A 26,674-nucleotide genomic window follows, 5' to 3' on the forward strand; every position below is an offset into this window, starting at 1 on the left:
ACGGCTACGACCGTTCGGTGAGGTCCCTGAAGAACTGTTCTACGGCGGCCCAGACCTCCCCGCCACCGGAGAGGCCCCGCCACTCGCGGCGGACCACCGCCGTCATCCGGAAACAGTCGTCGACCGGCACGATCCAGTGCTCCGTGAGGCCCCGCACGGTGTTCACCAGCAGTGCCTCCACGTCCGGGGCCATGGCCGCCACCTGCGGGACCTCGGCCGCCAGCCGCCGCCAGGCGTCCGCGTCCACCTCCCAGCGCATCGCCCCGGCCGGGCTCGGCCCCTGCGCCGTGACCGCCCCGTCGGAGCGCGGCACGAAGAACACCAGCCCCACCGGGACGCCCAGCACCGCGGTGTCGACCGGCGGGAGCCGCAGCCGGCGCCGGGGCACCAGCCGGTAGCGGCCCTCGCCCGCCGCGCCGTCCGCGAACAGCACCGAGCAGGGGCCGCACACACAGCGCACCTCGGCGGCCCCGGTGTCGTACAGATGAGGGTGCTCGTCCGCCACCCGGGCCGCGCACAGCTCGCAGTGCTCCGCGTCGGCCGTGGCCGCGCGGTCGGCGGCGGAGCGGATGACCCGGGCGAGTGCCCCGTCCGCGCTCACCCGGCCTCCTGCGGCACGGACCGGCGCTTGATCGTGTTCAGCGGTACGAAGGCGGGGGCGGCCTTGCGCTCCTCGACGGCCTGCACGATCTCCACCTCGGTCAGCTCGGGGGCCACCGCGAGGACCGCCTCCCGGACCGCCGCGGCGATGTCCGCGGAGCCGCTCCCGCACCCACCGCCGCAGCCGCCCTTGGCGCCGCCGCCCGAGTCGAGCCGCACCCGTGCGATCTCGCCCTCGACCCCGGCCCACGTCAGGTCGCCGCCGCGCTCGCGCACCGCGGGCCGCAGCCGCTCCATCGCCCGCTCGGCCCGCTCGGCCAGGGGCTGCGGGTGCACCCCGTGCAGCACCATGAGGTGCCCGACCAGCTCGTCACCGGCCAGCCGCGCGCCCAGCCGCTCGTCCGCGCCGTCCAGGACGCGGGCGAGGGCCTCGCCGTAGACCTCGGTCAGCAGCCGCACCGCCTCCAGGGCCGGACCCGGTGTGTGCTCCAGACCGGCCAGCACCTCGTCGAGCCGGGCGAGCCGGGCCTCCACCGCCGGATCCGCCAGGCGTCCGGCCGGGTCAGCCATGGTTGGCCCCGTACGTCGGCGAGTGCACGGTGCTCAGGGTCTTGCCCTTGCCCATGTACATGTGGACACCGCAGGGCAGACAGGGGTCGAAGCTGCGCACCGTGCGCATGATGTCGACGCCCTTGAAGTCGTCGGGCCCGTTCTCCTCGAAGATCGGCTGGCCCATGACCGCGTCCTCGTAGGGACCGGGCGTGCCGTAGATGTCGCGGGGGCTGGCGTTCCACGGGGTCGGCGGGTACGGGTGGTAGTTGGCGATCTTCTTGTCCCGGATCACCAGGTGGTGCGAGAGGACCCCGCGCACCGCCTCGTGGAAACCGCAGCCGATCGACTCGTCCGGCACCTCGAAGTTCTCGAAGACCTTGGTGTCGCCGCTCTGCAGCATCCCCATGGCCTCCTCCAGGAACTGCAGGGCCATGGCGGCGGCGTAGGCGATGAAGTACGGCCGGGCGCGGTCGCGTTCGAGGGTGTTGCTCCACTTCGGGATGCGCCACTCCAGGGTGGTCTCCGGCAGCTTCTCGCCCTTGGGCAGGGTGATGCGGATGCCGCCCCCGGTCGCCTTCACGTACGGGGTGTCCACCAGGCCGCTCAGCGCGGTCGACCAGAGCCGGGCGAGCGGGCCGCCGCCGGTGTCCAGGGCGAGGTGCTCGCCGGTGTCCGGGTGGTACCAGCGCGGGCTCATCACCCAGCTGTAGTTGCCCTGGAAGTCGCGCTTCTGCGGCACCGGGACCGTGGTCTGGTTCCACGGGTGGCGCATGTCGATCGGGTTGCCGAGCGGGTCGTGGGTGACGAACGGGTCCTCGTTGACCCAGTCCTCGTAGAACGAGCTGCCCAGCATGATGCGCAGTCCGAGGTTGATGTCGACCAGGTTGTTGGTGACCAGCTTGCCGTCCACCACGATGCCCGGGGTGACGTACATCGCCTTGCCCCACTCGTTCATGGTGGCGTACCGGTAGTCGACCACGTCCGGGTTCTGGAAGGCGCCCCAGCAGCCCAGCAGGATACGGCGCTTGCCGACCTCCTCGTAGCCCGGCAGCGCCTCGTAGAAGAAGTCGAAGACGTCGTCGTTCATCGCCACCGCCTTCTTGACGAAGTCGATGACGCGCATCAGGCGGCTGAGGTAGTCGGTGAAGACGCTCGGCTGCGGCATCGTGCCGACGCCGCCCGGGTAGAGCGTGGAGGGGTGCACATGGCGCCCCTCCATCAGGCAGAACATCTCCCGGGTGATCCGGCTGACCTTCAGCGCCTCCTTGTAGACCTCGCCCTCGAAGGGGTTGAAGGCTTTCATGATCTCGGCGATGGTGCGGTAGCCGTGCACGTCCCCGCGGGGCGCGTCGGTGCGCTCGGCGCGGGCCAGCACCCCGGGGTTGGTGGCCTTGACCATCGCCTCGCAGAAGTCCACGAAGACCAGGTTGTCCTGGAAGATCGTGTGGTCGAAGATGTACTCCGCCGCCTCGCCCAGGTTGGTGATGTGCTCGGCCAGCTTCGGCGGCTTGACGCCGTAGGCCATCTGCTGGGCGTAGTTGGAGCAGGTGGTGTGGTTGTCGCCGCAGATGCCGCAGATCCGTGAGGTGATGAACCCGGCGTCGCGCGGGTCCTTGCCCTTCATGAACACCGAGTAGCCGCGGAACAGCGACGAGGTGCTGTGGCACTCCACGACCTCACGGTTGGCGAAGTCGATCTTCGTGTAGATACCCAGGTTGCCGATGATCCGGGTGATCGGATCCCAGTTCATGTCCACGAGCTGGGCTGGTTTGCGTCCTGAGGTCCGCGCGTCGGTGGTGGTCATCTGCGGTACTGTCCCTCGCTGTTCGGGTCGGGCGGAGCGGATGGCGGAGCGTGCGGCGAAGTGGTGCGCGGGCCGGGGGAATACGGCGTCACGCGCGCCAGTGCGGGTTGTAACCGCTGGTCAGCTTCTGCTTGTTGTGCCGCCAGCGTGGCTCGTGGTTCACCATGTCGTTGGTGATGCCGCGCAGCCGGCGGATGACCGCTCCGTACGGCTTGATCACCATCGACGAGAGCGTGCCGCCCGGAGGCTCGTCCATGAACGGCATGAACGCGTCGGGGAAGCTGGGCATGGTGCAGCCGATGCAGATGCCGCCGACGTTCGGGCAGCCGCCGATGCCGGACATCCAGCCCCGCTTGGGCACGTTGCAGTTGACGACCGGACCCCAGCAGCCCACCTTCACCTGGCACTTGGGGGAGTTGTAGTCCTTGGCGAAGTCGGCCTGCTCGTAGTACGCGGCCCGGTCGCAGCCCTCGTGCACGGTCTTGCCGAACAGCCACTGCGGCCGCAGCATGTGGTCCAGCGGCGGCGGGGGAGCGGTGCCGGCGGCGTGCTGGAGCACCCAGACCAGGGTCTCCATGAAGTTCTCCGGCTGGATCGGGCAGCCGGGCACGTTGACCACCGGAAGGCCCGAGCGCGCCTTGAACTCCCAGCCCAGGTAGTCCGCGAGGCCCATGCAGCCGGTCGGGTTGCCGGCCATGGCGTGGATGCCGCCGAACGTGGCGCAGGTACCGGCCGCGACCACCGCCCAGGCCCTGGGCGCGAGTTGGTCGATCCACCAGTTCAGGGTCTGCGGCTCACCGGTCGCGGGGTCGTTGCCGAACGACGTCCAGTAGCCGTCGCCCTCGATGATGTTCTGGTTCGGGATCGAGCCCTCGATCACCAGGATGAACGGCTCCAGCTCGCCGCGGGCCGCCTTGCGGTACGGCGCGAGGAAGTCCTCGCCGCCCAGGCTCGGGGAGAGGACCTTGTTGACGAGGTTGACCCTCGGCAGGCCCGGGATGAGGCCGAGCACCACGTCCTCGATGGACGGCTGCCCGGCGGCGGTCAGCGACACGGTGTCGCCGTCGCAACTCATGCCCTCGGAGATCCACAGGATGGTGATCTCGTCGAAGCCCTCGGGGGCGTCGGCGCGGGCCTCGGTGGTACCGCTCTGTGTGGTCATCTCTGCGGCCTCCGTCGCAGTCGGTCGTGGTCCCGGCCGGGGGTGGCCGGGGTGCCCGTGGTTGCGAGGGGTTCGACCTCGTCGGGCCGGAAGTAGTGGAATCGGCCGTACCAGCCGTGCAGTTCGGCGGCCGGGTCGTCGTCCACGGTCACGGCGAGCCGGACGCCGCCGTCCACGTCGTGGAAGACCCCGGCCACGGTGGCGGACCGCCCGTCCAGGAACATGTCCTGGGCGTCGGCCCCGCGCGTGCGCGGCCGCAGCAGCACCGGACTGCCGGCACCGAGGGGCACATCGGCCACGAGCACGGTGTCGGTCGTCGGCGACAGCCCCTCGTCCCCGCCCTCCTGCCACCAGGCGGGGCGCTCGGGGTGGGGGAGCCGGGGAACGGGGCAGATGGCTCGTCCTCGGGGGCCGCGCCCTCCGGGCGGACCGCCGAGGACGCTGGCAGGTGGGCCGCGACGGCCGGCTCGCGCACCGGGACCTCGCGGTCGACCGCGGGGACCGCTGCCGGGGCCGTGGTGGCCGGTTTCGGCGCCGGGGTCTGGCGCCGGACCGCCGGGCCGGTGGAGTGTGCCGCGGTGGGCGGTCCGGTCACCGAGGGTTCCTGGCGGGTCGCCGTGGCCGTTGCGCGAGTCGTGGCGGGCTGTTCGTGCGCCGGCGTCTCGCGGTGGGCTCCCGGGCCCGGGGGGCGCGGCGCGGCGGGTGGTTCGGGTGCCCGGGCTTTGTGTCGGGTCGCGGTGGCCGGTTCCGGCGTCGGGGCTTCGCGGGGGGTCTGCGGGGCGGACGAGGGGGCCTCGGCGGGTGGTTCGGGCGCCCGGGTGGCGGGCCGGGCGGGGCCGGCCGAAGCATGCGTCCCGGTCGACGGGTCGGGCGTCCGGGCGCCCGGTGATCCCGCCGGTGTCAGCGAGCGAATCGCGCCGTGCAGGCGTTCGAAGACCTCGCGGGGCATGCTGTCGACCCGGTCCAGGATGCGCGCGGCCCGCGGATCGGTGGCCCGCGCCTCCGCCTTCTCCTCGTCGGTCAGCAGCATCGTGCGCAGCGTCAGGATCTCGTCGATCTCCGCCGCGTCGTGCAGATCGCCGGGACTCTCCGGCGCCACCTGCGGATGGTCCGGGAGGATGATCGGCGCCGAGAGCATCGCCGGGCCAATCTCGCCGTCGCCCTCGCCGTCGGCGGCCTCGGGGGGCGCGCCGCCGAGCACCGGGAAGGTGAACGCGTTGCGGCAGCCGCGCGCCCGCTCGGCCAGCGCCGCCGGCGGATCGATCAGCGAGACGAACTCCACGTCCTCGCCGCCGAGGACCGTGTGCGTGGCGATCAGCGCCTCGCGCAGCGCCTCGTTCCGGCAGGCACCCGGATCGGCCGCCGCACCCGTGTGCTCGGTGCGCACCCGCAGCCGGAACAGGCCCGGCGCGAGCGGCTCGGCGGCCACCGTGGTCGCGGCCCGCAGCTCCCGGTGCCGTCGCACGATCCGTCCCGCGTCCGCGGGCAGCGGCTCGTACGCGTCCCCGCCGGGCGCGCCCGCGTCGACCGTACGACCGCCGTCCAGCAGCTCCGCGAGCGGCACCGTCAGCCCGGTCTCGCGGGGGATCGCCTCGTCGAAGGAGAGATGCGTGGTGCCGTCCGCCGTGCGCAGAAACTCCACCGGGGACCCGCCCGCGTCCTCCACCTGCTTGTGCTGCATCTGGAGGTAGCGCACCCGCAGCCGTACGACCGCGTCGTTCCGGGCGCGCACCAGGCACTCGGTCTGCTGGTACCAGGAGTCCGCGGAGCCGGAGACACCGGGCGCCACCGGACCGAAGCGCTCCACCCAGTCGCGCGGCAGCAGCACCCCGAACTGCCAGCGGACGCGGTTCTTGGGGGAGGACCGGCGGTACGGGTACAGCAGATAACCCTCGTACAGCACGGCGTCCGCGACGGCGCCCAGCTGCTCGAAGGCCCGCGCGTGCTCGGCGTCGGCATCGTCCGTGAACAGGGGTTCGCGCACGCCGACCTGGTCCGGCATCCCGCCTCCTCGTCGCTGGGCAACCGGGCGCTCGGTCGCGCACCCGGGGATTCCTCCCACCACGGTCACACCCGTCATGGCTCCGCGCCCCTCCGACGCACCCGCATTGGGCCGGTCAGGCGATGTGCCCGTTTCCGGGTTGCGGAGGGGCGGGTGAGCCCCTCGGGTGCGGCCCGGGTGGAGAGAGGGGGACGACGGGCCCCAAGTGCCTTTGAATAAACGGGTGTTGGGGCTCGGCTGAGGTCGCCGAACGCTAGAATCAAAGGCCACGCACAGCGGGGGCTGTGGCACACGGGGGGGAGTCGTCATGTCCGGAGGTTTCGGGGGCCCGGAGGGTCCGAGAGACGCGGGAGAAACCGGGGAATCCCAGGGCCCGGGCGGGCCCGGTGGAACCGGGGGAGCCAGTGGAACGGGAGGGTTCGGCGGCCACGGCGGACCCGGCGGACCAGAGGGGCCTGGAGGTTCCGGAGGGTTCGGTGGACATGGAGGGCGTGGTGGGCCCCGGAACCCTGAGCGGCCCGGGACTCCCGGGAGCCCTGCCGGACTCGGTAGCCCCATAGGGGCCCCCGGAAGCCCTGGCGGCCCGAGCGGGCCTGGCGGCCCGAGCGGGCCCGGTGGTCTCGGCGGACCTGGCGGCCCCAGTGGGCCCAGCGTCCCGGGTGCGGCCTCCGGCCCCTGGGCGTACGGACCTGGCCCGGGCCAGGGCTTCGGCGTGCCGCCCATGCCCGCCGCTCCGCCGCCCGCGCCCCCGGACACCGGCCGGGCCGTCGCCGTCGCGCTGCTCAACCTCAGCGGCCTCGGCCTCGGCTACGCGCTCACACGGCGCCGGCTGCTCATGGCCGCCTGCTGGGTGGCGACCGCGGTCCTGCTGGTCGTCGCCCTGCCCGCCGACGCCGACGGCGTCCCGGGCGCCCTGCTGGCGCTCTACGCGCTCCTCCTGCTGCTGGCGGCCGCCCACGGCGCGTCCATCGGACTGCGCACCCGCCTCGCCCGGCCCGGCCGGGTGCCCCTCGCGCTGCTGCTGGGCCTGGTGCTGCTCGCCGTACCGGCCGGTGGCGCGCTCTGGTACCAGGACGCGCGGGACGAGGCCGTACAGCAGGCGCTCCTGGACCGGCTCGCGAGCGCCGACCATCTGGTGGCGGCGGACGCGGGCAAGCCGTTCGGCACCGCCGAACCGGACTACCGCGAGGTCCTCGGGGTGTACCGCGGCCTCGTCGCCGACCACCCGGGCTCCCGCGCCGCCCACAAGGTCCCCGCCAGCCTGCGCACCTACTACACCAAGGTCGCCGCGCCCTACGACAGTCAGGACTACTGCACCGCCGTGGCCCCGCTGACGTATCTGCGCACGGTCCCCGCGGAGTTGCCCAAGGCCACCGTCGGCACCCTCGCCGGCTGGCCCGACGACCGCCTCGCGACCTCGCTGTACGCGTGCGGATCACAGAGCCTGTCCACGGGCGACCAGGACTGGGTCACCCGCTTCGGCGACCTGATGAAGACCTTCCCGGGTTCCGCGCAGACGGCGAAGGTGGTCCCCGCCGTCGACGCGGCCGTGCGGAAGGCGCAGAAGAGCGTGGGCGGCTCCGGATCCTGCGCCGCCGTCGCGGAGTTGCGGCAGCTCGACACCAGGATCGGCGATCTGACGACGGCCGCGGGCGACCCCGGCGGCAAGCTCGCCTCCGCCGCGTCCCGGGCCGGGCGCGGCGGTGACGACGGCGCGTACGACTGCGGGGTGCAGGAGTACAAGAGCGGCGACTTCGGCAATGCCCAGCAGACGATGGACACGTTCGTCGCCGGACACCCGCACCACAGGAACCGGGCGCGGGCCCAGAAGATCGCCATCGCCGCCGAGGTCGCCCAGACCATCCCGGCGGCGGGCAGGAAGCTGCCCACCACCGGGAGCGGCGGCGGCATCTCCGTCACGGTGAAGAACGACAGCCCGGACGACGTCACCGTCCTCTACACCGGCCCGGTCACCGGCAGCTTCACCCTGAAGGGCTGCGGCGGCTGCCGGTCGTACCTGCTCGCCGACACGCTGATGTCCACCTTCAAGCCCTGTGCCGGCGGCAAGGACTATCCGCAGCGCACCCTGCGACTCCCGGTCGGCACCACGTACTTCGTGCACAAGCCGAACGGCGGCCGGGCGACGACCGCGGGGTCCGACACGGCCGAACTGCGCCCCGGTTACCTCTACACCGAGTGCGCGTACACCACCCAGGGCTTCGGCGGCTCGGGGACCTGACCGGCGTCGCCGCCGGTCAGGCCGGGCGGGGGATCAGTCCTCGCGGCGGCCCCGGCGGCGGGCGGCCACCACGACGCCCGCGCCGACGATCACGGCCGCGCCCGCGGCGCCCGCGAGGGGCAGCGCGGAACCGGCGCCGGTGCTCGCGAGGCTGCCACCGGTGCTGCCGGAACCGCCGGTGGTGAGGTCACCGGTGGTGCCGGTGCCGGACGTGGTGCCGGTGGTGCCGCCCGTCGTGGTGGTACCGCCGGTGGTGCCCGTGCCGGTGCCGCCCGTGGACGTCGTCGAACCGGTGCCACCGGTCGAGCCGCCGCCGCCCTTCGAGCCGCCGTCCCCGGTGGAGCCGCCGCCCGTGGTGTCGGTGCCGCCGGTGACGGAGAGCGCGATCCGGGCGGTGTCGTTCTTCTTGACGTGGTCGAACGGCCTGGCCTCCGAACCGAGTTCGACGTAGCCGCGGGCGCCGGGCACCGCCTTGTCGAGCTTGACCTTGAAGGTGTACGTCCTGCTCTCGTGCTCGTTCACCCAGGGCGCGCCGGTGTTGCACGCGTAGGACTCGGCCCCGGTGTTCGTGCACAGCTTGTCGGTCCGCACCGCCGAGGTGCCCTCGGGCAGCGTGATGAGGACATGGGCCGCGCGCTGACCCGGCTGCGGCAGCACCCAGGCGGGCCCCGCGTTGGCGAACCTCACCCGCAGCGTGACCGTGTCCCCGGCCTTGCCCTTCAACTGGGCGCCGCCGACCTGGAAGTCGGCCGCGTTGGCGGCGGTCACCGCGACGTCCGCGCTGGACGCGGCGCCGGCCGGCGGGGTCTTCTCGTCGGGCCGCTCGACCAGCTTCAGGGCGGGGGCGGTGCCGTGCACCGGGGTGGCGCCGTCGTCCGGGACCGGGGCCGAGGAGTCGACCGCCACCTGGACGTGCTCGTACAGGGCGCGGTCCAGGGCCTTGAGGTTCAGCGGCCGCTCCGGGGCGTAGACGACACCCGTCTGCACCGGCTGGTCGAACTCGCACACCACCTGCGCGTGGCCCGGCTCCTCGGCGGCCGAACCGACCGTGTAGCTCAGGCAGTTGGAGGGGAGCGCGGTCTGGCCCAGGCCGCGGGTGGCGGAGTACGACAGCCAGACCTTGTCGAGCGCCGCGGTGCCCGTGTTGGTGAAGGCGGGCGACAGCGGGAGTTCGCTGCCCGGCTTCACCTTGTCGAACGGCGCGATGGTGCCCAGCGCCAGGCCGGTCGCGGGGCCGTCGGCGGCCACGGCCGGCGCGGCGCACAGCGCGATCAGGGCGACGGCGCCGAACGCGCCCGCGGTCTGGCGCACCGCACGGGGGCCGGAAGAGCTGAAAGGCATGGAATCCTCTGACTGGAGCGACAGTGGCGGACGAACGGTGTTCGAGGGGACGGCAGTTCCCCCGCTCCTGTGAGACGTCTGTGCCACCGGAACGGTTGTACGAGAGATCGTTCCGGCTCCATCGCGCCCCTCGCCCCTGTCCGCGCCCCGGCCGCGCTCCCCGGGTCCGGTCGCCTCAGCCGGCCGCGTTGTCCGTGCGCAGGCGCACCTGCTCCTCCAGGCGGCGCAGGCTGTCCTCCAGGGCTTCGGCGGCCGCGCGCTCGCCCGGGTCGTGGTGCTTGTCGAAGAAGGACAGGTGGACGGTCACCTCGCTGGCGCCGCTGCCGATGCCCGCGACCTGGAGCCAGCCCGCGTAGTCGCCCTGCTCGCGGGTGCCCCACTCCAGGCGCATCTGCTCGGGCTGGGCCCGCAGCAGGGCCGGGGTGTCGTGGTCGGAACCGTCCTCGTGCACGCTGACGGCGGGCAGCTCCTCGGGGGCCACGTGCAGGGCGCCCGGCAGCCAGGAGTCCAGCTGGTGGAGATTGGCCGCCTGGTCGAAGACGTGCTCGGGCTGGGCGGGCATCGTACGGGAACGTTCGTACTCGGCCATGGTGGCATCACTCCTCGGGTCGGGAGTCGTACCCCGCCCGCGTGCCCCTTCCGCGACGGCCGAAAAGCGCCCCCGCCCGGCCGTCAGGACACGGCGGTGCGGGCGGTGCGCTCCACCAGGGAGACGCCGTCGCTCATGGAGGCGCTGCCGTCGGAGAGGACGGCGACGAGGCAGCGGTGGCCGCCGAGGGTGACCTCGCCGATGCTGTTCACGTCCCACAGGCCCGTGGTGGTGCGCTGGAGCCAGCCGTTCTTCAGCTCCGGGCCGGCCGCGTCCACCGCCGAGACGCCCCAGGACTGCTCGGGCAGGACCTCGCTCATCAGGGTGCGGATGTAGGCGCGGGAATCGGCGGTGAGGGGGCTCGCCGCGCTGTCGTCGAAGACCGCGCGCAGCAGCCGTATCTGGTCGCTCGCGGTGGTCCTGGTCAGCCCCCACTTGCCGCCGGTGCCGGGCGTGGTCGAGGTCAGGCCCAGGCGCTCGTTGGCCGCCGCGAGCCCGGGGTCCCGGCCGATCGCCTTCCACAGGGCGTCCGCCGCGTCGTTGTCGCTGCGCTGGATCATCGGCTCGGCGTGGCCGCGCTCCTCGTCGGTCAGGGCGCGCCGCTCGTCCTGCGTCTTGAGCAGCAGCGCGGCGAGGATGTCGACCTTGACGATGCTGGCGGTGTCGTAGGCGCGGTCCTCGCCCTGGATCACGGGGGTGGCGGCGCCCGCGTCGAGATCGAGGACGGCGACGGTGGCGTGCGGATCGGGGACGGGGGCGGGGGCCTGCGGCGCCTCGGTCGTCGGGGCCGGCTTCGGCTTCGGGGCGGGCGTGGCGGCGGCCGCCGCCGGGATGCCGGCGGTGAGCAGGGCGGTCACCGAGGCCAGAAGGACGCCGGCCGTGCGGCGCGGGTGCGAGGACCGCGGGTGAGAGGACATGGCACCTGAACGTAGACAAAACCCGCCCGGTGCGAAGTGGCTGCCGTCACTCCGGACCCGGTTTCGCCCGGATTGTAAGAAGAGTCACCGAGGGGCGGCCGGGGGCGGCCAAGCGGTGCACGGCGGTCCTCGCGGCGGCGTGTATGCGCTGCCCGGCCGCGGTCCTCGCTTATCTTCGGCCGGACACCGACATCCGGAGTGATCATGGAAAAAACGGATGAACTGGTTGCGGATGAGCTGGTTGCCGCGGCGGAGGGTGCGGCGGTCGTCCCCGTCCCTCCGCCTCCGTCCGTGCGCCGCCGCCCCGGGCCCTGGCCGCTCGGCGCGGCCGTCCTGCTCGCGGCGGGCGCGACGGCCCTACTCCTCCTCGGCGGTGCCGGGTGGCTGGACCGGCCCGCCGTAGGGGCCTGGCGCACCGTCTGCCTGGCCATCGTCGTCCAGGCGATTCCGTTCCTCGTGCTCGGCACGGTGCTCTCCGGAGCCATCAACGCCTTCGTGCCCGCCGATCTGTTCACCCGGGTGCTGCCGAAGCGGGCCGCGCTCGCCGTGCCGGTCGCGGGCGTCGCCGGCGCGGTGCTGCCCGGCTGCGAATGCGCCTCCGTCCCGGTCGCCCACAGCCTGATCCGCCGGGGCGTCACCCCGGCCGCCGCCTTCGCCTTCCTGCTGTCCGCGCCCGCCATCAACCCGGTCGTGCTCACCGCCACCGCCGTCGCCTTCCCGGGCAACCCCGCGATGATCGCCGCCCGGCTGCTCGCCTCCCTCGGCACGGCGGCCGTGATGGGCTGGCTCTGGCTCTGGCGGGGCGAGGAGAAGTGGCTGCGCCCGGCGCTGCGCCGGCGGCACACCGGGCACACGCACGGCGGGAGCCGCTGGCGGGAGTTCCGGACCGGCTTCCAGTACGACTTCCTCCAGGCCGGCGGCTTCCTCGTGCTCGGTGCGATGGCCGCCGCCACCTTCAACGTGGCCGTGCCGCGCGCCGTCCTCGACGCCTTCTCCGGCACGCCCTGGCTCTCGGTGCTCTTCCTGGCGGGCCTCGCGGTCCTGCTGGCGGTCTGCTCGGAGGCCGACGCGTTCGTCGCCGCCTCGCTGACCGGGTTCTCGCCGACCGCCCGGCTCGCGTTCATGGTGGTCGGGCCGATGGTCGACCTCAAGCTGATCGCCCTCCAGGCGGGCACGTTCGGCCGCGCCTTCGCCTGGCGGTTCTGCACGGCGACCACGGTCGTGGCCGTCGCCGCCAGCGCCCTGACCGGAGGGGCCCTGCTGTGAGACGCCTCCTCCCGAGCCTGCTGCTGAAACTGACCGGCCTCGGCCTGCTGCGCATCACGCTGTTCGGTGACACCTACCTGCGCTACGTCAAGCCCGGACTGCGCCCCGTGCTCATCGCCTCCGGTGCCGTCCTGCTCCTGCTGGGGATCGCGGCGGCCTTCTCCCGTAGGGGCGGGAGCGGGGCGCATGCCCACGCCACGCACGACGCCCACGCGGGGCACGCCCACGACGCCCACGCGGGGCACGCCCACGACGCCCACGAGGGGCGCGCCCACGACGGCCACGAGGGGCACGCCCACGACGCCCACGAGGGGCGCGCCCACGACGGCCACGAGGGGCGCGCCCACGACGGCCACGAGGGGCACGACTCCCACGAGGGGCACGACTCCCACGAGGGGCACGACGGCCACGAGGGTCACGACGGCCACGACCACTCGGGCACCCCCAAGATCGCCTGGCTCCTCGCCCTCCCCGCCCTGAGCCTCCTCCTCTTCGCCCCGCCGGCCCTCGGCGCCTACACCGCCGCCCGCTCCGGCGCTGGGCCGGTCGCCGTGCAGAAGAAGGGCTTCGAGCCGCTGCCCGCGACCTCCCCGCTGCCGCTCACCCTCACCGACTTCACCAAGCGCGTCCAGCAGGACCGCAGCCGGGCCATCCAGGGCCGTACCGTCCGCCTGACCGGCTTCGTCACCCCCGACGCGGCGGGCGACGGCTGGTATCTGACCCGGATCATCTTCACCTGCTGTGCCGCCGACTCCCAGACCGTCAAGATCCATGTGTACGAGCCCGGTTCCGCCGAGCCGCCCGCCGCCGACACCTGGCTCGCGGTCACCGGCACCTGGCATCCGGCGGGCACCCTCGGCACCGCGTCGGCGCCGGCCGCGCTCGACGTCCGCGAGACCGCCCCGATCGCCCGGCCGATCAACGCCTTCAGCGACGATCTGCCGATCACCCCGGGCTAGAACCGGGACGTCCGCTCAGCCGAACAGCCCGCGCACCCGGATCGTCTCCACCCGGCGCCAGGTGCCGCCGGGCAGCAGCAGCCACTGGTTGCCGGGGCCGTGACCGCGCCAGTGACCCGCTCCGGGGGCCACGTCGCCGGCGCGGGGACGCGCGTTCCGGCGTGCGGGCAGCGGGGCCCCGCAGTCGCGGCCCGCACGCGGCCCCGGGGCCCTCGCCTTGCCGTTCTTCCTGTTCCGCTTGCCCATCCGTGCCTCACCTCCCGTTCCCTACAGGTTTTCCCTACGGCGTTCTCCCTACGGCGTTCCCCTTACGGCAGGATGCACCGCCCCGGAGCCCGGCGGCAGGGCCGAACGGACGCTCTTTTCTGGCGGGGCGGCGGTGTGTCGCGCAGCGTAGAGCGCAGGGGGCAACAGCCGTGGCCGGCGCCGCCGCCGCAGAGAGGTGGGACAGATGGACCAGGACGTCTCCGAGCCCCGGGTCGTGGTGGGCGTCGACGGCTCGCCGTCCTCCTTCGAGGCGGTGCGCTGGGCCGTGCGCTACGCCGGGCTCGTCGGCGGCGCGGTGGAGGCCGTCGCGGCCTGGGAGGTGCCGCTGTACGGCTGGTCCGCGCCCGCGGTGGACATGTACATCGACGAGGAGGCGACCCGCGAGGAGATGGCGCAGGAGCTGACCGAGGTGCTCGGCGCGGACGCGGCCGCCGGGGTGCGCACCCGCGTGGCCCACGGCAACCCCGCCGAGATCCTGCTCCGGGCCGCCGAGGGCGCCGAGGTCCTGGTCGTCGGCAGCCGGGGCCGGGGCGGCTTCGCCCGCGTCATGCTCGGCTCGGTCAGCCAGCGCGTCGCCGCGCACGCCGAGTGCCCGGTCGTGATCGTCCGCTCCGAGGAGAGCTGAGCCCGGGGGCTCACGGCGGACCCGGCGGCTCCCGCAGCACGCTCCAGGCCACCGGCCCCAGCAGGTCCGCCAGCCGCCGGAACACGTCCAGCAGCAGATCGTCCAGGGTGAGCACGCCCACCGGCCGGCCCTCGGCCGGCACGGGCAGGGCCAGATCGCGATCGGTGACGATGCCGCGCAGGGTGCCGTCCTCGACGACCAGCAGGGAGCCGACGGCGGTCTCGGACATCAGCCGGGTGGCCGCCGCCAGGGTGACGTCCGGCGCGACGGTCACGGGCGGCGCGGTCATCAGCCGGCCGACAGCGGCCTGACCCGCCGCGGAGGGCGCGCCCGGCGGGGGACCGGCCGGGGGGAGACGGGTCATCAGGACCTCTTTCGGGGCACCGACAGGGACTACGGCACCGGGGGGATGCCGTCTCCAGGCTGCGCCGGGCGGGCCGCCCGGGGCAGGGGCCGCCCGGACCTGGCCGGGGTGGTCCGATTCCCGCCGAAGGGGACGATGTACCCATCGGCTCACCCGTTCGGCCGTGCGAGCGTGGAGAGCCGGACGGGTGGCCGCGCTGCTCACCGAGGGCGACGGCGCCACCGCCGTGGTGACCGGCAGCCGGGGCCGGGGCGGGCCGGCCGGGTGACGCACCGGTTGCCGCAGCACGCCGGGTGCCCGGTGGCCGTCGTACCCCGACTGCCGTGACCCGCCCCCGTGTCCGAGGAGGCGCGGGGGTCAGCGGCCGGAGTGCTCCTTCGTGCCCTGCGGCTCCAGGTGGGAGGCGAGCACGGCGGCCTGCACCCGGCGCTGCACACCGAGCTTGGCCAGCAGCCGGGAGATGTGGTTCTTGACCGTCTTCTCCGACAGGTACAGCCGCCTGCCGATCTCACGGTTGGTCAGGCCGTCCCCGATCAGCGCCAGGATGTCCCGCTCGCGCGGCGACAGGCTTGCCAGCTCCGGCGGCAGCGACGGCGTCTCCTGCGGGTCGGCCCGCAGCGAGCGCATCAGCCGGGCCGTCGTCTCCGGGTCCAGCATCGACTGCCCGGAGGCGACCGTGCGCACCGCCGAGACCAGGTCCGAGCCCTTGATCTGCTTGAGCACATATCCGGACGCGCCGGCCATGATCGCGTCCAGCAGGGCGTCCTCGTCGTCGAACGAGGTGAGCATCAGACACGCCAGCTCCGGCATCCGGTTGCGCAGTTCCCGGCAGACCGAGATGCCGTCCCCGTCGGGCAGCCGTACGTCCAGCACCGCGACGTGCGGGCGCAGGGCGGGGCCCCGGACCAGCGCGTGCGCGGCGGTGTCGGCGTCGCCGACGACGGAGATGTCCGGTTCGGCGTCCAGGAGATCCGCCAGACCGCGCCGGACGACCTCATGGTCGTCCAGGAGGAACACCCGGATCGGGTCCTGTGCCGTGAAGGTGCGGGTCTCGGTCATCTCGGCCTCTCGTTCCCGGAAAGCGGACAGACTGCGGCCTGTCACCGGCCGATCATCGCCGGGCGAGCCCGCGCGCACTAGGGCCGACCGGCCCCACTTCCCGGGACCGGCCCGTCCCCAGGGTGTCACGCCCGGGCCGCCGGCCGACCGGGCGCCAGGTCGAAGCGCACGTCCACCACCCCCTCGACCGCCCGCACCAGGCGGGCCGCCACCGGGACCAGGGAGGTGTCCCGGATCCGGCCGATCACGGTCACCACGCCGTCCTCCACCCGCAGTTCCACGGCCGAGTCCGGCGGCGGGAAGAGCCGCGCCACGATCTCCCGCCGCACCTCCTCCTCGATCTCCCGGTCCTCGCGCAGGAAGACCTTGAGCAGATCCGCGCGGCTGACGACGCCCTCCAGCATCCCGGTCCCGTCCACCACGGGCAGCCGCTTGACCCGGGCGCGGGCCATGGTCCGGGCGGCCTCGGCGAGGGTGGCGTCCGCCCGCACGGTGACGGCGGGGGAGGTCATCAGGTCCCCCGCGGTGATCGCCTCGCCCTTGGCCAGGTCGGCGGGCGGCCGCAGCCGCCGGTACTCCTCGGCCGGATCGTCGCGCAGCTCTTCCTTGGGCAGCATGTCGGCCTCGGAGACCACGCCGACCACCAGGCCCTCGCCCTCGATCACGGGCAGGGCGCTGACCTGCCAGTCCTGCATCATCTCCACCAGCTCCTTGAAGGGAGCACGCCGGCCGACGGCGGCGACGGTGCTCGTCATGACGTCGCTGACGGTGTGCGGGGTGCCGTACATGGTGACTCCGTGGCTTCTCGACGCGAGCTTCTCGACGGGAGTTCCGCTGTCCCCAGCGTGCGCCGGACGCGCCCGGTCGGCACAGGGGCCGCCCGGCCCCCCGGGGCGCCCGCACCCGGGCCGGTCGGTCCCGGCGGGGGACCAGCGGCCCCTGACCGGCTCGCCGGTCCTGCCCGAGGCTGGAACCGTCGCTCCTGCCCCCCGGGCGACGCCCAGAGAGGTGGAACCATGACCCGAACCGTCACCGCGGGCCTCGACGGCTCGCCCGAGAGCCGGGCCGCCGTCGAATGGGCGGCGCGCGAAGCGGCGCTGCGCGACCTGCCGTTGCGGATCCTCCATGTGCGGGAGCCGGAGCCGGCCACCGACGCCGACCGTGCCGCCGCCGAGGAATGGGCCCGCACGGTCCGCGAGTTCGCGGCGGGCCTGCGGCTGCGCCACCCCGGCATCGAGGTCGTCACCGACCAGGCCACCGGGGAACCGGCCGGGGCCCTGGCCGAGGCGGCCGACGGCGCCGAGCTGCTGGCGCTCGGCTCGCGGGGACTCGGCCGGCTCGGCGGGTTCCTGGTCGGCTCGGCCGGGCTCTACGTCATCGCGCACACGACGCGTCCGGTGGTACTGGTCCGCGCGGGTGAGACGGCCGCCGACGAACACCAGCCGGACCCCTCGGGCGTGCCGTCCGCCGCGACCCCCTTCCGGCCCGTCGTCCTCGGCCTGGACATCGACGACCCCGAGGGCCCCAGCCAGGCCCTGCTGGAGTTCGCCTTCGACGCCGCAGCCCGCCGCGGCGGCGGGCTGCGGGTCGTGCACGGCTGGACGCCGCCGCCGTACGCCGCGTACGGCATCCCCGCCGAACCGCCGGTCCTGCCCGCCTTCGGGCGCCGGGCCGCCACCCTGCTGACCGAGGTGCTGCGGCCCTGGCGGCAGAAGTTCCCGGACGTCGAGGTGAGCGAGGTGAGCCGGGCGGGCAACTCCGCGCCGGTCCTGATCGACGCGGCCCGGGACGCCTCCCTGGTGATCGTCGGGCGCCGCGTGCGCAGGAGCCCCTACGGCATCCACATCGGCCATGTCACCCACGCCGTCCTGCACCATGTCGCCGCGCCCGTGGCCGTCCTCGCGCACAGCTGAGGCGGCCCCGGTGACCAGACGGCCGGCCGCGTGCGGCGCGGCCCCCGGCCGGACCGGCCGGAACGCTGCGGTACGGCTCGCGTGCGCCCCCGAATCCGTCGACGATGGGGTGCGGGCCCGCCTCGTCGCCGACCTCCACCAGGGCTCTACCGGGGCTCTGCCAGGGCTCGACCAGGGAGAGTGAACACGATGGACCTGCCCGTGCTGGTCGGCGTCGACGGCTCCGAGGAGAGCCTGCGCGCCGTGGACCGGGCCGCCGAGGAGGCCGCCCTGCGCGGGGCACCGCTCCGCCTCGTCCACGCCTCGCTCTGGGAGCGCTACGAGGGTTCCCTCATCGCCCAGGAGGTCGGGAAACCGGCCGAGGAGGTGATGGGCCAGGACATCATGGACGCCGCCGAACGCCGGGCCCACCGGCACCACCCGGAACTGCGGCTCACCACCTCCGTGCTGGCCGACGAGCCCTCGTTCGGACTGGTGAACGAGAGCAGCACCGCCCGCCTCGTGGTCGTCGGCTGCCGGGGCCGCAACGCCGTCACCGAGCTGCTGCTCGGCTCGGTGAGCCTGTCCGTCGCCGCCCGCGCCCACTGCCCGGTGATCGTGCTGCGCGGGGGTCCCGGGCGGCGGACGACCCCCGGACGCGTCGTGCTCGGCGTCGCCGGCAAGGACGCGGGCCCGGCCGCCGTGCGGTTCGCCGCCGAGGAGGCGGCGCTGCGCGGGGTGCCCCTGGAGGCCGTACGGGCGTGGCGGCGGCCCGCGCACAGCACCACCGGGTATCCACCGCTCGCCGGGGGGCCCGCCCAGGCACAGGAGGAGGAGGCCGCCGAGGCGCTGGAGGAGGCCCTGCGGGACGTCCCCGAGGGGCTGGACCAGCATCGGCGCACCGCCGAGGGACACGCCCGCGACATCCTCGTCGACGCCTCCCGGGACGCCGGACTGCTCGTCGTCGGCGCCCGGCGCCGCGTCGGCCACACCGGCCCCCGGCTCAGCCGGGTCGCCCACGGGGTGCTGCACCACGCGGCCTGCCCGGTGGCCGTCGTACCGGAATCCGGCTGACCCCGCCCACGCCACGCTCCCGCACCACCGGCCGCGCACCAATCTGACGATGATCGGAGTCCCCATGACCCAGGCCGCCCCCCAGGAAGCCGCGCTCGGCGAGGAGGAGCTGCGCACCCTGGACGCGCACTGGCGCGCCGCCAACTACCTGGCCGCGGGCCAGATCTATCTCATGGCCAACCCGCTGCTGACCGAGCCGCTGCGCCCCGAGCACATCAAGCCGCGGCTGCTCGGCCACTGGGGCACCTCGCCCGGACTCAACCTCGTCTACACCCACCTCAACCGCGTCATCAAGGCCCGCGACCTGGACGCGCTGTGCGTCTGGGGGCCGGGGCACGGCGGCCCGGCGGTCCTCGCGGGCTCCTGGCTGGAGGGCAGCTACAGCGAGACCTACCCGGACATCGGCCGGGACGGGGCCGGCATGGAGCTGCTGTTCCGGCAGTTCTCCTTCCCCGGCGGCGTGCCCAGCCATGTGGCCCCCGAGACCCCCGGCTCCATCCACGAGGGCGGCGAACTCGGCTACTCCCTCGCGCACGCCTACGGCGCCGCCTTCGACAACCCCGATCTGCTGGTGACCTGCGTGATCGGCGACGGCGAGGCGGAGACCGGGCCGCTCGCCGCCTCCTGGCACTCCGACAAGTTCCTCGACCCGGTGCACGACGGCGCCGTCCTGCCCGTCCTGCACCTCAACGGCTACAAGATCGCCAACCCGACCGTGCTCTCCCGGCTCCCCGAGAGCGAACTCGACGCCCTGCTGCGGGGATACGGCCACGAGCCGCTGTACGTCACCGGCTCGGACCCCGCCGAGGTGCACCGCGCCCTCGCCGCCGCCCTGGACGACGCGCTGGACCGGATCGCGCGGATGCAGCGCGAAGCCCGCGAGGGCGGGAGCACCGAGCGGGCGCACTGGCCGATGATCGTGCTGCGCACCCCCAAGGGCTGGACCGGCCCCGCCGAGGTGGACGGCCTCCCCGTCGAGGGCACCTGGCGCGCCCACCAGGTCCCGCTGCCGGGCGTCCGGGAGAACCCCGCGCATCTGCGGCAGCTGGAGCAGTGGCTTCGCTCGTACCGGCCCGAGGAACTGTTCGGCCCGGACGGCCGGCCCAGCGCCGACGTCCTCGCCTGCGTCCCCGAGGGCGCCCGCCGCCTCGGCGCCAACCCGCACGCCAACGGCGGCGTCCTGCTGCGCGATCTGCCGCTGCCGCCCCTGGACACCTTCGCCGTGGCCGTCGACAAGCCGGGCACCGCCCTGCACGAACCCACCCGGGTCCTCGGCGACCTCCTCGAACAGGTCATGGAGGACACCCGCGAGCGCCGGGACTTCCGCCTCGTCGGCCCGGACGAGACCGCCTCCAACCGGCTCCAGGCCGTCTTCGACGCCAGCGGCAAGGCATGGCAGGCCGAGGTGCTCCCGATGGACGAGAACCTCTCCCGGCACGGCCGGGTCCTGGAGATCCTCTCCGAACACCTCTGCCAGGGCTGGCTGGAGGGCTACCTGCTCACCGGCCGGCACGGACTGTTCTCCTGCTACGAGGCGTTCGTGCACATCGTCGACTCGATGGTCAACCAGCACATCAAGTGGCTCAAGACATCACGGGAGTTGCACTGGCGGGCCCCCATCGCCTCCCTCAACTACCTGCTCACCTCGCACGTCTGGCGCCAGGACCACAACGGGTTCTCGCACCAGGACCCCGGCTTCGTGGACCACGTCCTGAACAAGAGCCCCGAGGTCGTCCGCGTCTATCTGCCGCCGGACGCCAACACCCTGCTGTCGGTGGCCGACCATGTGCTGCGCAGCCGCGACTACGTCAATGTCGTCGTCGCCGGGAAGCAGCCCTGCTTCGACTGGCTGACCATGGACCAGGCCCGCGCCCACTGCGCGCGCGGCGCCGGGATCTGGGAGTGGGCCGGCACCGAGAACGGCGCCGAACCCGATGTCGTGCTCGCCTGCGCCGGTGACGTCCCCACCCAAGAGGTGCTGGCCGCCGCCCAGTTGCTGCGCCGGCACCTGCCCGACCTCGCGGTGCGGGTGGTCAACGTGGTCGACATGACCCGGCTGCTGCCGCACGACGAACACCCGCACGGGATGCCCGACTTCGAGTACGACGGCCTGTTCACCACCGACAAGCCCGTCATCTTCGCCTACCACGGCTATCCCTGGCTGATCCACCGCCTCGCCTACCGCCGCGCCGGCCACCAGAACCTCCATGTGCGCGGCTACAAGGAGTCGGGCACCACGACCACCCCGTTCGACATGGTCGTGCGCAACGACCTCGACCGCTACCGGCTCGTCATGGACGTCATCGACCGCGTCCCGGGCCTCGCGGTACGCGCCGCCGCCGTCCGCCAGACCATGGCCGACGCCCGCAGCCGCCACCACGACTGGATCCGCGAGCACGGCACGGACCTGCCCGAGGTCGCGGAGTGGACCTGGGGCGGCTGAGACACGGAGAAGCGCTCGGAGAGCGCGGGCCGAACGGCCCATGCACGCGCGTCCCGGATCGCCCAAGCTGGACATACCGGGACGCATCGACCCGTGCGGCCCGGCTCCGCGGCACACCGAGCGAAGAGGGTGAGGAGCGGCATGAAGGGTTATGTCTTTCACGGGCCCGGCAAGGCGTCCTGGGAGGACGTCCCGGACCCGGGGATCAAGGAGCCGACCGACGCCGTCGTGAAGGTCCGGGCGGTCACGATCTGCGGCACCGACCTGCACATCCTCAAGGGCGATGTGCCGGAGGTGCGGCCGGGCACGGTGCTGGGCCACGAGGCCGTCGGGGAGGTCGTCGAGACCGGTGGCGACGTGCGCACCGTGCGCCCCGGCGACCGGGTGCTGCTCTCCTGCGTCACCTCCTGCGGCCGCTGCCGCTACTGCCGGGAGGGCGTCTACGGCCAGTGCCTGGGCGGCGGTGGCTGGATCCTCGGCCACCTGATCGACGGCACGCAGGCCGAGTACGTCCGCGTCCCGTACGCCGACCTGTCCGTGCACCCGCTGCCCGGCACCCTGGCGAGCGAGGACGCCGTCCTGCTCGCGGACATCTTCCCCACCGCCTACGAGGTGGGCGTGCTCAACGGGCGGGTGCGGCCCGGCGACACCGTCGTGATCGTCGGCGCCGGTCCGATCGGGCTCGCGGCGATCGCCACGGCCCGCCTGTTCTCGCCGGAGCGGATCATCGCCGTCGATCTGGCGCCGGCCCGTCTGGAGGCCGCCCGGCGGTTCGGCGCCGACGCGGTCGCGGATGCGCGCGAGGCCCCGCACCAGCTGGTCGCGGACCTCACCGGCGGGCTCGGCGCGGACGTGGCCATCGAGGCTGTCGGCCTGCCGGACACCTTCGAACTGTGCACCCGCGTGGTGCGCCCCGGCGGACACGTGGCCAACGTCGGCGTGCACGGCGGACCCGCCACGCTGCACCTGGAAGGCCTGTGGATCAGGGACGTCACCATCACCACCGGCCTGGTGGACACCTGCTCCACGCCGACCCTGCTGAAGATGGCCGCGGCCGGCCGGCTGCCGACGGGCCGACTGGTCACCCACACCTTCCCGTTGGACCAGATGGAACGGGCGTACGACGTCTTCGCCCGCGCCGCCGAGACCGGCGCCCTCAAGGTCGTCCTCGGCGGGGAGCGCCACGAACTGGCCGTCCCCACGGCCTGATCCGGACGGCGGGCGGTGCGCGTACGGCCGTACACGCACTGCCTGGTCCATGTCCTCCGGCGGCGCCCAGGGGTGCGACAGCGCCCGCAGCCGGGCCAGTTCGGCCGGATCGGTGACCAGCCGGGCGTACCTCGTCGCCACGACGCTCCAGCCGGGACGGAAGGGAGCGGCACCGCGGGGGATCGGTGCCGCTCCTGAGGACATTCTCGCCCAGGCCGTACGACTCTCCACAGTGCCGTTCGGACCCGCCCCGGGGCCGTACGGCCCAGCCCGCGCCCTGGGGGCACATGCCCCCGGCATGCCGAGGATCACAGGGCGCGGAAGCGACGGCCGCGTATCCCCGCCCTGCTCCGAGCGGCTACCGTGTCCTTCGGAACCCGTCGTCCGAGGCATGGCCCGACGGGAGGTGGAGGACGTGGTGACCGGAACGGAGGGGCCCGGCGTGCGGCTGCCGCAGCTGAAGCTGGACGAGCTGCTGGAGGAACTGCAGGCCAGGATCGACGCGGCCCGCGGTACCCGGGACCGGGTGCACAGCCTGCTGGAGGCGGTCCTCTCCGTCGGCCGCGAGCTGGAGCTGGAGCAGGTCCTGCACTCCATCGTGGAGGCCGCGGCGGCGCTGGTGGACGCGGAGTACGCGGCGCTGGGCGTCATCGGCCCGGACGGCACGACCCTCGCCGCGTTCCACACCGTGGGCCTGTCCGAGGAGCGGATCGCCGACATCGGCCCCTACCCGGAGGGCCACGGCATCCTGGGCGAGCTGATCCGCCACCCGGAGCCGCTGCGCCTTCCGAAGCTCTCCGCCCACCCCTCGTCGTACGGCTTCCCGGCCGGGCACCCGCCGATGAACACCTTCCTCGGCGTCCCGATCCGCGTCCGCGACCAGGTCTTCGGCAATCTGTACCTCACCGAGAAGCGCGGTGGCGCCGACTTCGACGAGGAGGACGAGTCGGTCCTCGCCACCCTCGCCGTGGCCGCGGGCGTCGCCATCGACAACGCCCGCCTCTACGAGGACTCCCGGCTGCGCGAACGCTGGCTGCTGGCCAACGCCGAGATCAGCCACAGCCTGATGTCCGGCAGCGAGCGCGCCGAGGCCCTGGACCTGATCGCCGAACGCGCCCGGGAGATCACCGGCTCGGCGCTCGCCGCCGTCGCGATGCCGATGCCGGACACCGAGGCGCTCGGCGTGGAGATCGCGGTCGGCGCCCAGGCCGACGCCCACCGCGGACTCGTCCTGCCGCTGGACCACAGCCTGATGGGCCTGGCCTTCGCCGCCGCCGCGCCGGTCACCAGCGACGACGTCGCCCATGACCTGCGCGTCGGCCAGGACCCGCCCCGCTTCGAGGGCCTCGGCCCCGCCGTCGCCGTCCCGATCGGCACCGCCGAGGGCGGCGCCCGCGGTGTGCTGCTGCTGGCCCGCGAGAGCGACCGGCCGGCGTTCTCCGGCAAGGAGACCGAGATGCTGCGGGGCTTCGCCGCGCAGGCCGCGATCGCCATGGAGCTCGCCGAGCGCCGGCAGGCCGCCCAGCAGATCGCCCTCCTGGAGGACCGCGACCGCATCGCCCGGGATCTGCACGACCTCGCCATCCAGCGGCTGTTCGCCACCGGCATGACCCTGCAGAGCGCGGGCCGCTTCATCGAGCACCCCGAGGCGTCCGAGCGGGTCCTGCGCGCCGTGGACGACCTGGACGAGACCATCAAGATCATCCGGTCGACCATCTTCGGGCTGCGCGCCCGCGAGGGCACCGCGGCCGGCGGGCTGCGCGCCCGCGTGGTCCGGGTGGCGGGCGAGGCCGCCCCGGTGCTGGGCTTCGCGCCGAGCGTGCGCATGGAGGGCCTGGTCGACACCGACGTACCGGGCGAGATCGCCGACCACGTGGTCGCCGTCCTCTCCGAGGCCCTCACCAACATCGCCCGGCACGCCCACGCGGACCGCGCCGAGGTGCTGCTCACCGCCGCCGGCCGCGAGGTGCGTCTGCGGGTCCGCGACAACGGCGTCGGCATCCCCGCCGGCGGCCGCCGCAGCGGGCTGCGCAACATGGCGGAACGCGCCGAGCGGCTCGGCGGCCGGCTCGACGTGACGAAAAGCGAAGGGGGCGGGGCCACACTGGAGTGGCGGGTCCCGCTGCCCGCCTCGTAACCCGGGTTCCCGGGGCGCGGGTCCGGTGGGCACCCGAACGGGTCCGGTCGGCCCGTGACAGCGGCCGGGCGGCGGCGCAGGCTGAACGTGCGGCGCGGTACCAGAGCCCCTGGAGGAAGCCATGGACGGCACTCCGACCACCGTGGACGACGTGATGACCCGCAGGGTGCTCGCCCTGCGCACCGGCGCGGGCTTCAAGGACATCGTGCAGGCCATGCGCGAGTGGCGGGTCGGCGCCGTGCCCGTACTGGACGACGCGGGGCACGTGGTCGGCGTGGTCTCCGAGGCGGATCTGCTGCCCAAGGAGGAGTACCGCGACCGCGATCTCGACCGGTACGGCAGGATGCGCCACCTCGCCGAGCTGACCAAGGCCGAGGCGGCGGGCGCGGAGGCGCTGATGACCACCCCGGCGGTCACCGTGGCGCCGGACGCCACCCTCGGCCACGCCGCGCGCGTCATGGCCCGCGCCCGTGTCAAGCAGCTCCCGGTCGTGGATGCCGAGGGCACCCTGCTGGGCATCGTGAGCCGTTCCGACCTGCTGAAGGTGTTCCTGCGCGGCGACGCGGAGATCGCCGACGAGGTCGGCGGCGACGTCGTCACCCGGCTCTTCGGCGCTGAAGCGGCCGGGATCCGGGTGGAGGTGCACGATGGTGTCGTGACGCTCAGCGGCCGGGTCCGGGAGACCGTGCTCGTCCCGCTCGCCGCGCGCCTCGCGCGGGCCGTGCCCGGTGTGGTGGACGTGCGGTGCGCGCTGGCCGGGCCGCCGCGCCACCCGGATCTGGACCCGGACCTGCCGGACGCCGAGTCGGCCCGCACCCGCTGAGGGGCCGCCGGGCGCGAGAGGAGGCGGTGACGATGACACGGACACCTGCCACGACGGTCAGGCCGGTACGGCTGTGGCGGTGGCGGCGCAATCCGCTGCGGCGGCACAGCGATGTCGTCGAGGCATGGATCGTCCTCGCCACCTGGGTGCTCGTCCTCGTCTGCGGCGTGGCCGCCGGTCTGCTCGCGGCCCGGGCGTCCGCCGCCTCGTACGCCGCCCGGCTCGCCCAGGTGCACCCCGTCACGGCGGTGCTCACCGACCCGGCCCCCACGACCCCGGCCGCCGGCACCGGCTACGACGACGGGCGGGTGTGGGCGAGCGTGCGCTGGACCGACGCGGACGGCTCGGTGCACACCGACCGGGCGAAGGCCGCCTCCGGCGCCCCCGCGGGCAGCAGCGTCACGGTCTGGGCGAACCGCGCCGGCCATGTGGTCGCCCCGCCGGTCACCGGCGCCTCGGCCGACCTCCAGGCGGCCCTCACGGGCGTCCTCGTCGGCCCCTCGGCAGGCGCGGCCGTGTGGTGCGCGGGCCGGCTGGTCCGGGGCCGGCTGATCCGGCGCAGGATGGCCGAGTGGGACGAGGAGTGGAAGCAGATAGGGCCGCGCTGGGGGAACCTCAGCGGCGGGCGCGGGTGAACGACGACACCGGACCGAGGGGCTACGACGATCCCGGTCCATGGGGCCGCGGGCGTCTTCCGTGGGGCCGCGGGCGTCCTCCGCCGGTGCTCAGCCCTCCGTCAGATGGCAGTCCACCCCCACCACGCCCTCCACACCCCGCACCATGCGCACCGCGAGCGGGATGCGCGTACCGTCCGTGACCTTCCCGGTCAGCGTCACGACCCCGTCCACCACCACGACGTGCACCGGCTCGACCGGCGCCGGGAACAGCACGTCCAGCACCTCGCGCCGGATCTCGTCGGCCAGTTCACGGTCCTCGCGCAGGAACACCTTGAGCAGGTCGCCCCGGCTGACCACGCCCTCCAGCACCCCCTCCGCGGTCACCACCGGCAGCCGCTTGACGCGCTTGAGCGCCATGATGCGCGCCGCCTCCGCGAGCGTGGCGTCGGCGTGCACGGTGACGGCGGGCGTGCTCATCAGGTCCCCGGCGGTCAGCCCGCCCGCCTTGGCCAGGTCGTCCAGCCGGCGCCGCTGGGTGAGCCGGTCGGGATCGCTGTCCCGGAACTCCTCCTTGGGCAGCAGATCCGCCTCGGAGACCACGCCGACCACCCGGCCGTCGCCCTCCAGGACGGGCAGGGCGCTGACGTTCCACTGCTCCATCCGCGCCACGATGTCCTTGAACAGGGCCGTACGGCCCACCGCCACCGCGGCGCGCGTCATCACGTCGCCGACC

The 26,674-nt window shown here is 74.1% G+C and carries 25 protein-coding genes and 1 pseudogene; 11 read left to right on the forward strand and 15 right to left on the reverse strand.

Going from position 1 to position 26,674, the window contains the following annotated elements; genetic code table 11:
• Positions 1–4 precede the first annotated feature (4 nt).
• The 6 genes from GHR20_RS33365 to GHR20_RS37855 form a co-directional block, all read right to left on the reverse strand.
• Positions 5–601: a DUF5947 family protein gene (locus tag GHR20_RS33365; RefSeq protein WP_153815310.1), complete on the reverse strand. Its 597-nt coding sequence runs from the start codon at positions 599–601 to the stop codon at positions 5–7.
• Entirely contained in the window at positions 598–1,170 is a 573-nt protein-coding gene (locus tag GHR20_RS33370; protein WP_153815311.1) for a NifU family protein, read from the reverse strand. Before GHR20_RS33370 ends, GHR20_RS33365 begins: the two co-directional genes overlap by 4 nt.
• On the reverse strand, positions 1,163–2,956 hold the full coding sequence (locus tag GHR20_RS33375) for a nickel-dependent hydrogenase large subunit (RefSeq protein WP_148025832.1): 1,794 nt from the start codon (positions 2,954–2,956) through the stop codon (positions 1,163–1,165). Before GHR20_RS33375 ends, GHR20_RS33370 begins: the two co-directional genes overlap by 8 nt.
• Before the next feature lie 88 nt (positions 2,957–3,044).
• Positions 3,045–4,118 carry a hydrogenase expression protein HypE gene (locus GHR20_RS33380; protein ID WP_111582676.1) on the reverse strand — a complete coding sequence of 358 codons (1,074 nt, stop codon included), beginning with the start codon at positions 4,116–4,118 and terminating at the stop codon, positions 3,045–3,047.
• Positions 4,115–4,315 carry a hypothetical protein gene (locus GHR20_RS37850; protein WP_243878199.1) on the reverse strand — a complete coding sequence of 67 codons (201 nt, stop codon included), beginning with the start codon at positions 4,313–4,315 and terminating at the stop codon, positions 4,115–4,117. The genes GHR20_RS33380 and GHR20_RS37850 overlap by 4 nt, the downstream gene beginning before the upstream one ends.
• Complete coding sequence (locus GHR20_RS37855) at positions 4,267–6,120, reverse strand: hypothetical protein (protein WP_243878421.1); 1,854 nt, start codon at positions 6,118–6,120, stop codon at positions 4,267–4,269. The genes GHR20_RS37850 and GHR20_RS37855 overlap by 49 nt, the downstream gene beginning before the upstream one ends.
• A gap of 307 nt (positions 6,121–6,427) precedes the next feature.
• Here GHR20_RS37855 and GHR20_RS33395 point away from each other — a divergent pair, with 307 nt between their 5' ends.
• Positions 6,428–8,359 carry a hypothetical protein gene (locus tag GHR20_RS33395; RefSeq protein ID WP_343336030.1) on the forward strand — a complete coding sequence of 644 codons (1,932 nt, stop codon included), beginning with the start codon at positions 6,428–6,430 and terminating at the stop codon, positions 8,357–8,359.
• Between the two features lie 33 nt (positions 8,360–8,392).
• Here GHR20_RS33395 and GHR20_RS33400 read toward each other — a convergent pair whose 3' ends face one another.
• The 3 genes from GHR20_RS33400 to GHR20_RS33410 all read right to left on the reverse strand — a co-directional run bounded on the left by GHR20_RS33400 (position 8,393) and on the right by GHR20_RS33410 (position 11,206).
• Positions 8,393–9,700 (reverse strand): hypothetical protein, encoded by a 1,308-nt coding sequence (locus tag GHR20_RS33400; RefSeq protein WP_153815313.1) that lies wholly within the window; start codon positions 9,698–9,700, stop codon positions 8,393–8,395.
• Between the two features lie 175 nt (positions 9,701–9,875).
• Positions 9,876–10,289, reverse strand: a complete 414-nt coding sequence (locus tag GHR20_RS33405) for an SRPBCC family protein (RefSeq protein ID WP_111582678.1) — start codon at positions 10,287–10,289, stop codon at positions 9,876–9,878.
• Positions 10,290–10,372: 83 nt separating this feature from the next.
• Positions 10,373–11,206, reverse strand: a complete 834-nt coding sequence (locus GHR20_RS33410; RefSeq protein WP_153815314.1) for a serine hydrolase — start codon at positions 11,204–11,206, stop codon at positions 10,373–10,375.
• Between the two features lie 291 nt (positions 11,207–11,497).
• Here GHR20_RS33410 and GHR20_RS33415 point away from each other — a divergent pair, with 291 nt between their 5' ends.
• Together GHR20_RS33415 and GHR20_RS33420 are read left to right on the forward strand one after the other, a co-directional pair.
• Entirely contained in the window at positions 11,498–12,472 is a 975-nt protein-coding gene (locus GHR20_RS33415; protein ID WP_343336031.1) for a permease, read from the forward strand.
• Positions 12,469–13,431 carry a TIGR03943 family protein gene (locus GHR20_RS33420; protein ID WP_153815316.1) on the forward strand — a complete coding sequence of 321 codons (963 nt, stop codon included), beginning with the start codon at positions 12,469–12,471 and terminating at the stop codon, positions 13,429–13,431. Before GHR20_RS33415 ends, GHR20_RS33420 begins: the two co-directional genes overlap by 4 nt.
• A 15-nt stretch (positions 13,432–13,446) precedes the next feature.
• Here the strand turns inward: GHR20_RS33420 and GHR20_RS33425 are convergent, their stop codons facing one another.
• Entirely contained in the window at positions 13,447–13,677 is a 231-nt protein-coding gene (locus GHR20_RS33425) for a hypothetical protein (protein ID WP_111582682.1), read from the reverse strand.
• Positions 13,678–13,882: 205 nt separating this feature from the next.
• On the opposite strand from GHR20_RS33425, the gene GHR20_RS33430 reads away from it, so the two are divergent.
• Positions 13,883–14,323 (forward strand): universal stress protein, encoded by a 441-nt coding sequence (locus GHR20_RS33430; RefSeq protein WP_153815317.1) that lies wholly within the window; start codon positions 13,883–13,885, stop codon positions 14,321–14,323.
• A 10-nt stretch (positions 14,324–14,333) separates the two neighbouring features.
• On the opposite strand, the gene GHR20_RS33435 is transcribed toward GHR20_RS33430, so the two are convergent.
• The 3 genes from GHR20_RS33435 to GHR20_RS33450 form a co-directional block, all read right to left on the reverse strand.
• Positions 14,334–14,687 carry a CBS domain-containing protein gene (locus GHR20_RS33435; protein WP_153815318.1) on the reverse strand — a complete coding sequence of 118 codons (354 nt, stop codon included), beginning with the start codon at positions 14,685–14,687 and terminating at the stop codon, positions 14,334–14,336.
• A 357-nt stretch (positions 14,688–15,044) separates the two neighbouring features.
• Positions 15,045–15,746, reverse strand: a complete 702-nt coding sequence (locus tag GHR20_RS33445) for a response regulator transcription factor (RefSeq protein WP_153815319.1) — start codon at positions 15,744–15,746, stop codon at positions 15,045–15,047.
• Between the two features lie 125 nt (positions 15,747–15,871).
• Entirely contained in the window at positions 15,872–16,534 is a 663-nt protein-coding gene (locus GHR20_RS33450; protein ID WP_153815320.1) for a CBS domain-containing protein, read from the reverse strand.
• A 228-nt stretch (positions 16,535–16,762) separates the two neighbouring features.
• Here GHR20_RS33450 and GHR20_RS33455 point away from each other — a divergent pair, with 228 nt between their 5' ends.
• The 4 genes from GHR20_RS33455 (at position 16,763) to GHR20_RS33470 (ending at position 22,364) form a co-directional block, all read left to right on the forward strand.
• Positions 16,763–17,659, forward strand: coding sequence for a universal stress protein (locus GHR20_RS33455; protein ID WP_153815321.1), 897 nt, complete (start codon positions 16,763–16,765; stop codon positions 17,657–17,659).
• Between the two features lie 189 nt (positions 17,660–17,848).
• On the forward strand, positions 17,849–18,712 hold the full coding sequence (locus GHR20_RS33460) for a universal stress protein (protein ID WP_153815322.1): 864 nt from the start codon (positions 17,849–17,851) through the stop codon (positions 18,710–18,712).
• A gap of 49 nt (positions 18,713–18,761) precedes the next feature.
• Entirely contained in the window at positions 18,762–21,155 is a 2,394-nt protein-coding gene (locus GHR20_RS33465; RefSeq protein WP_243878200.1) for a phosphoketolase family protein, read from the forward strand.
• A gap of 141 nt (positions 21,156–21,296) precedes the next feature.
• A complete protein-coding gene (locus GHR20_RS33470) occupies positions 21,297–22,364 on the forward strand; it encodes a zinc-dependent alcohol dehydrogenase family protein (RefSeq protein WP_153815323.1) in 1,068 nt (355 codons plus the stop codon).
• A 24-nt stretch (positions 22,365–22,388) separates the two neighbouring features.
• Here GHR20_RS33470 and GHR20_RS37860 read toward each other — a convergent pair.
• Positions 22,389–22,517, reverse strand: a pseudogene (locus GHR20_RS37860) (pyridoxamine 5'-phosphate oxidase family protein); the annotation flags it as partial.
• A 238-nt stretch (positions 22,518–22,755) separates the two neighbouring features.
• Here GHR20_RS37860 and GHR20_RS33475 point away from each other — a divergent pair.
• From GHR20_RS33475 to GHR20_RS33485, 3 genes are all read left to right on the forward strand, one after another.
• On the forward strand, positions 22,756–24,501 hold the full coding sequence (locus GHR20_RS33475) for a GAF domain-containing sensor histidine kinase (RefSeq protein WP_153815324.1): 1,746 nt from the start codon (positions 22,756–22,758) through the stop codon (positions 24,499–24,501).
• Between the two features lie 121 nt (positions 24,502–24,622).
• Positions 24,623–25,324, forward strand: a complete 702-nt coding sequence (locus tag GHR20_RS33480) for a CBS domain-containing protein (protein ID WP_153815325.1) — start codon at positions 24,623–24,625, stop codon at positions 25,322–25,324.
• 32 nt (positions 25,325–25,356) lie between these two features.
• A complete protein-coding gene (locus tag GHR20_RS33485) occupies positions 25,357–25,959 on the forward strand; it encodes a hypothetical protein (protein ID WP_153815326.1) in 603 nt (200 codons plus the stop codon).
• A 90-nt stretch (positions 25,960–26,049) separates the two neighbouring features.
• Here the strand turns inward: GHR20_RS33485 and GHR20_RS33490 are convergent, their stop codons facing one another.
• Positions 26,050–26,661: a CBS domain-containing protein gene (locus GHR20_RS33490; protein WP_111583012.1), complete on the reverse strand. Its 612-nt coding sequence runs from the start codon at positions 26,659–26,661 to the stop codon at positions 26,050–26,052.
• Between the last annotated feature and the right edge of the window lie 13 nt (positions 26,662–26,674).

Source organism: Streptomyces sp. SUK 48 (assembly GCF_009650765.1).
GTDB lineage: Bacteria > Actinomycetota > Actinomycetes > Streptomycetales > Streptomycetaceae > Streptomyces.

Excerpts from the sequence above, each read along its gene's own strand:
- GHR20_RS33370 (WP_153815311.1), bottom strand. The coding sequence starts at position 1,170 with ATGGCTGACCCGGCCGGACGCCTGGCGGATCCGGCGGTGGAGGCCCGG.
- GHR20_RS33375 (WP_148025832.1), bottom strand. The coding sequence starts at position 2,956 with ATGACCACCACCGACGCGCGGACCTCAGGACGCAAACCAGCCCAGCTC.
- GHR20_RS33380 (WP_111582676.1), bottom strand. The coding sequence starts at position 4,118 with ATGACCACACAGAGCGGTACCACCGAGGCCCGCGCCGACGCCCCCGAG.
- GHR20_RS37855 (WP_243878421.1), bottom strand. The coding sequence starts at position 6,120 with ATGCCGGACCAGGTCGGCGTGCGCGAACCCCTGTTCACGGACGATGCC.
- GHR20_RS33395 (WP_343336030.1), top strand. The coding sequence starts at position 6,428 with ATGTCCGGAGGTTTCGGGGGCCCGGAGGGTCCGAGAGACGCGGGAGAA.
- GHR20_RS33400 (WP_153815313.1), bottom strand. The coding sequence starts at position 9,700 with ATGCCTTTCAGCTCTTCCGGCCCCCGTGCGGTGCGCCAGACCGCGGGC.
- GHR20_RS33405 (WP_111582678.1), bottom strand. The coding sequence starts at position 10,289 with ATGGCCGAGTACGAACGTTCCCGTACGATGCCCGCCCAGCCCGAGCAC.
- GHR20_RS33410 (WP_153815314.1), bottom strand. The coding sequence starts at position 11,206 with ATGTCCTCTCACCCGCGGTCCTCGCACCCGCGCCGCACGGCCGGCGTC.
- GHR20_RS33425 (WP_111582682.1), bottom strand. The coding sequence starts at position 13,677 with ATGGGCAAGCGGAACAGGAAGAACGGCAAGGCGAGGGCCCCGGGGCCG.
- GHR20_RS33430 (WP_153815317.1), top strand. The coding sequence starts at position 13,883 with ATGGACCAGGACGTCTCCGAGCCCCGGGTCGTGGTGGGCGTCGACGGC.
- GHR20_RS33435 (WP_153815318.1), bottom strand. The coding sequence starts at position 14,687 with ATGACCCGTCTCCCCCCGGCCGGTCCCCCGCCGGGCGCGCCCTCCGCG.
- GHR20_RS33445 (WP_153815319.1), bottom strand. The coding sequence starts at position 15,746 with ATGACCGAGACCCGCACCTTCACGGCACAGGACCCGATCCGGGTGTTC.
- GHR20_RS33450 (WP_153815320.1), bottom strand. The coding sequence starts at position 16,534 with ATGTACGGCACCCCGCACACCGTCAGCGACGTCATGACGAGCACCGTC.
- GHR20_RS33455 (WP_153815321.1), top strand. The coding sequence starts at position 16,763 with ATGACCCGAACCGTCACCGCGGGCCTCGACGGCTCGCCCGAGAGCCGG.
- GHR20_RS33460 (WP_153815322.1), top strand. The coding sequence starts at position 17,849 with ATGGACCTGCCCGTGCTGGTCGGCGTCGACGGCTCCGAGGAGAGCCTG.
- GHR20_RS33465 (WP_243878200.1), top strand. The coding sequence starts at position 18,762 with ATGATCGGAGTCCCCATGACCCAGGCCGCCCCCCAGGAAGCCGCGCTC.
- GHR20_RS33470 (WP_153815323.1), top strand. The coding sequence starts at position 21,297 with ATGAAGGGTTATGTCTTTCACGGGCCCGGCAAGGCGTCCTGGGAGGAC.
- GHR20_RS33475 (WP_153815324.1), top strand. The coding sequence starts at position 22,756 with ATGGCCCGACGGGAGGTGGAGGACGTGGTGACCGGAACGGAGGGGCCC.
- GHR20_RS33480 (WP_153815325.1), top strand. The coding sequence starts at position 24,623 with ATGGACGGCACTCCGACCACCGTGGACGACGTGATGACCCGCAGGGTG.
- GHR20_RS33485 (WP_153815326.1), top strand. The coding sequence starts at position 25,357 with ATGACACGGACACCTGCCACGACGGTCAGGCCGGTACGGCTGTGGCGG.
- GHR20_RS33490 (WP_111583012.1), bottom strand. The coding sequence starts at position 26,661 with ATGACGCGCGCCGCGGTGGCGGTGGGCCGTACGGCCCTGTTCAAGGAC.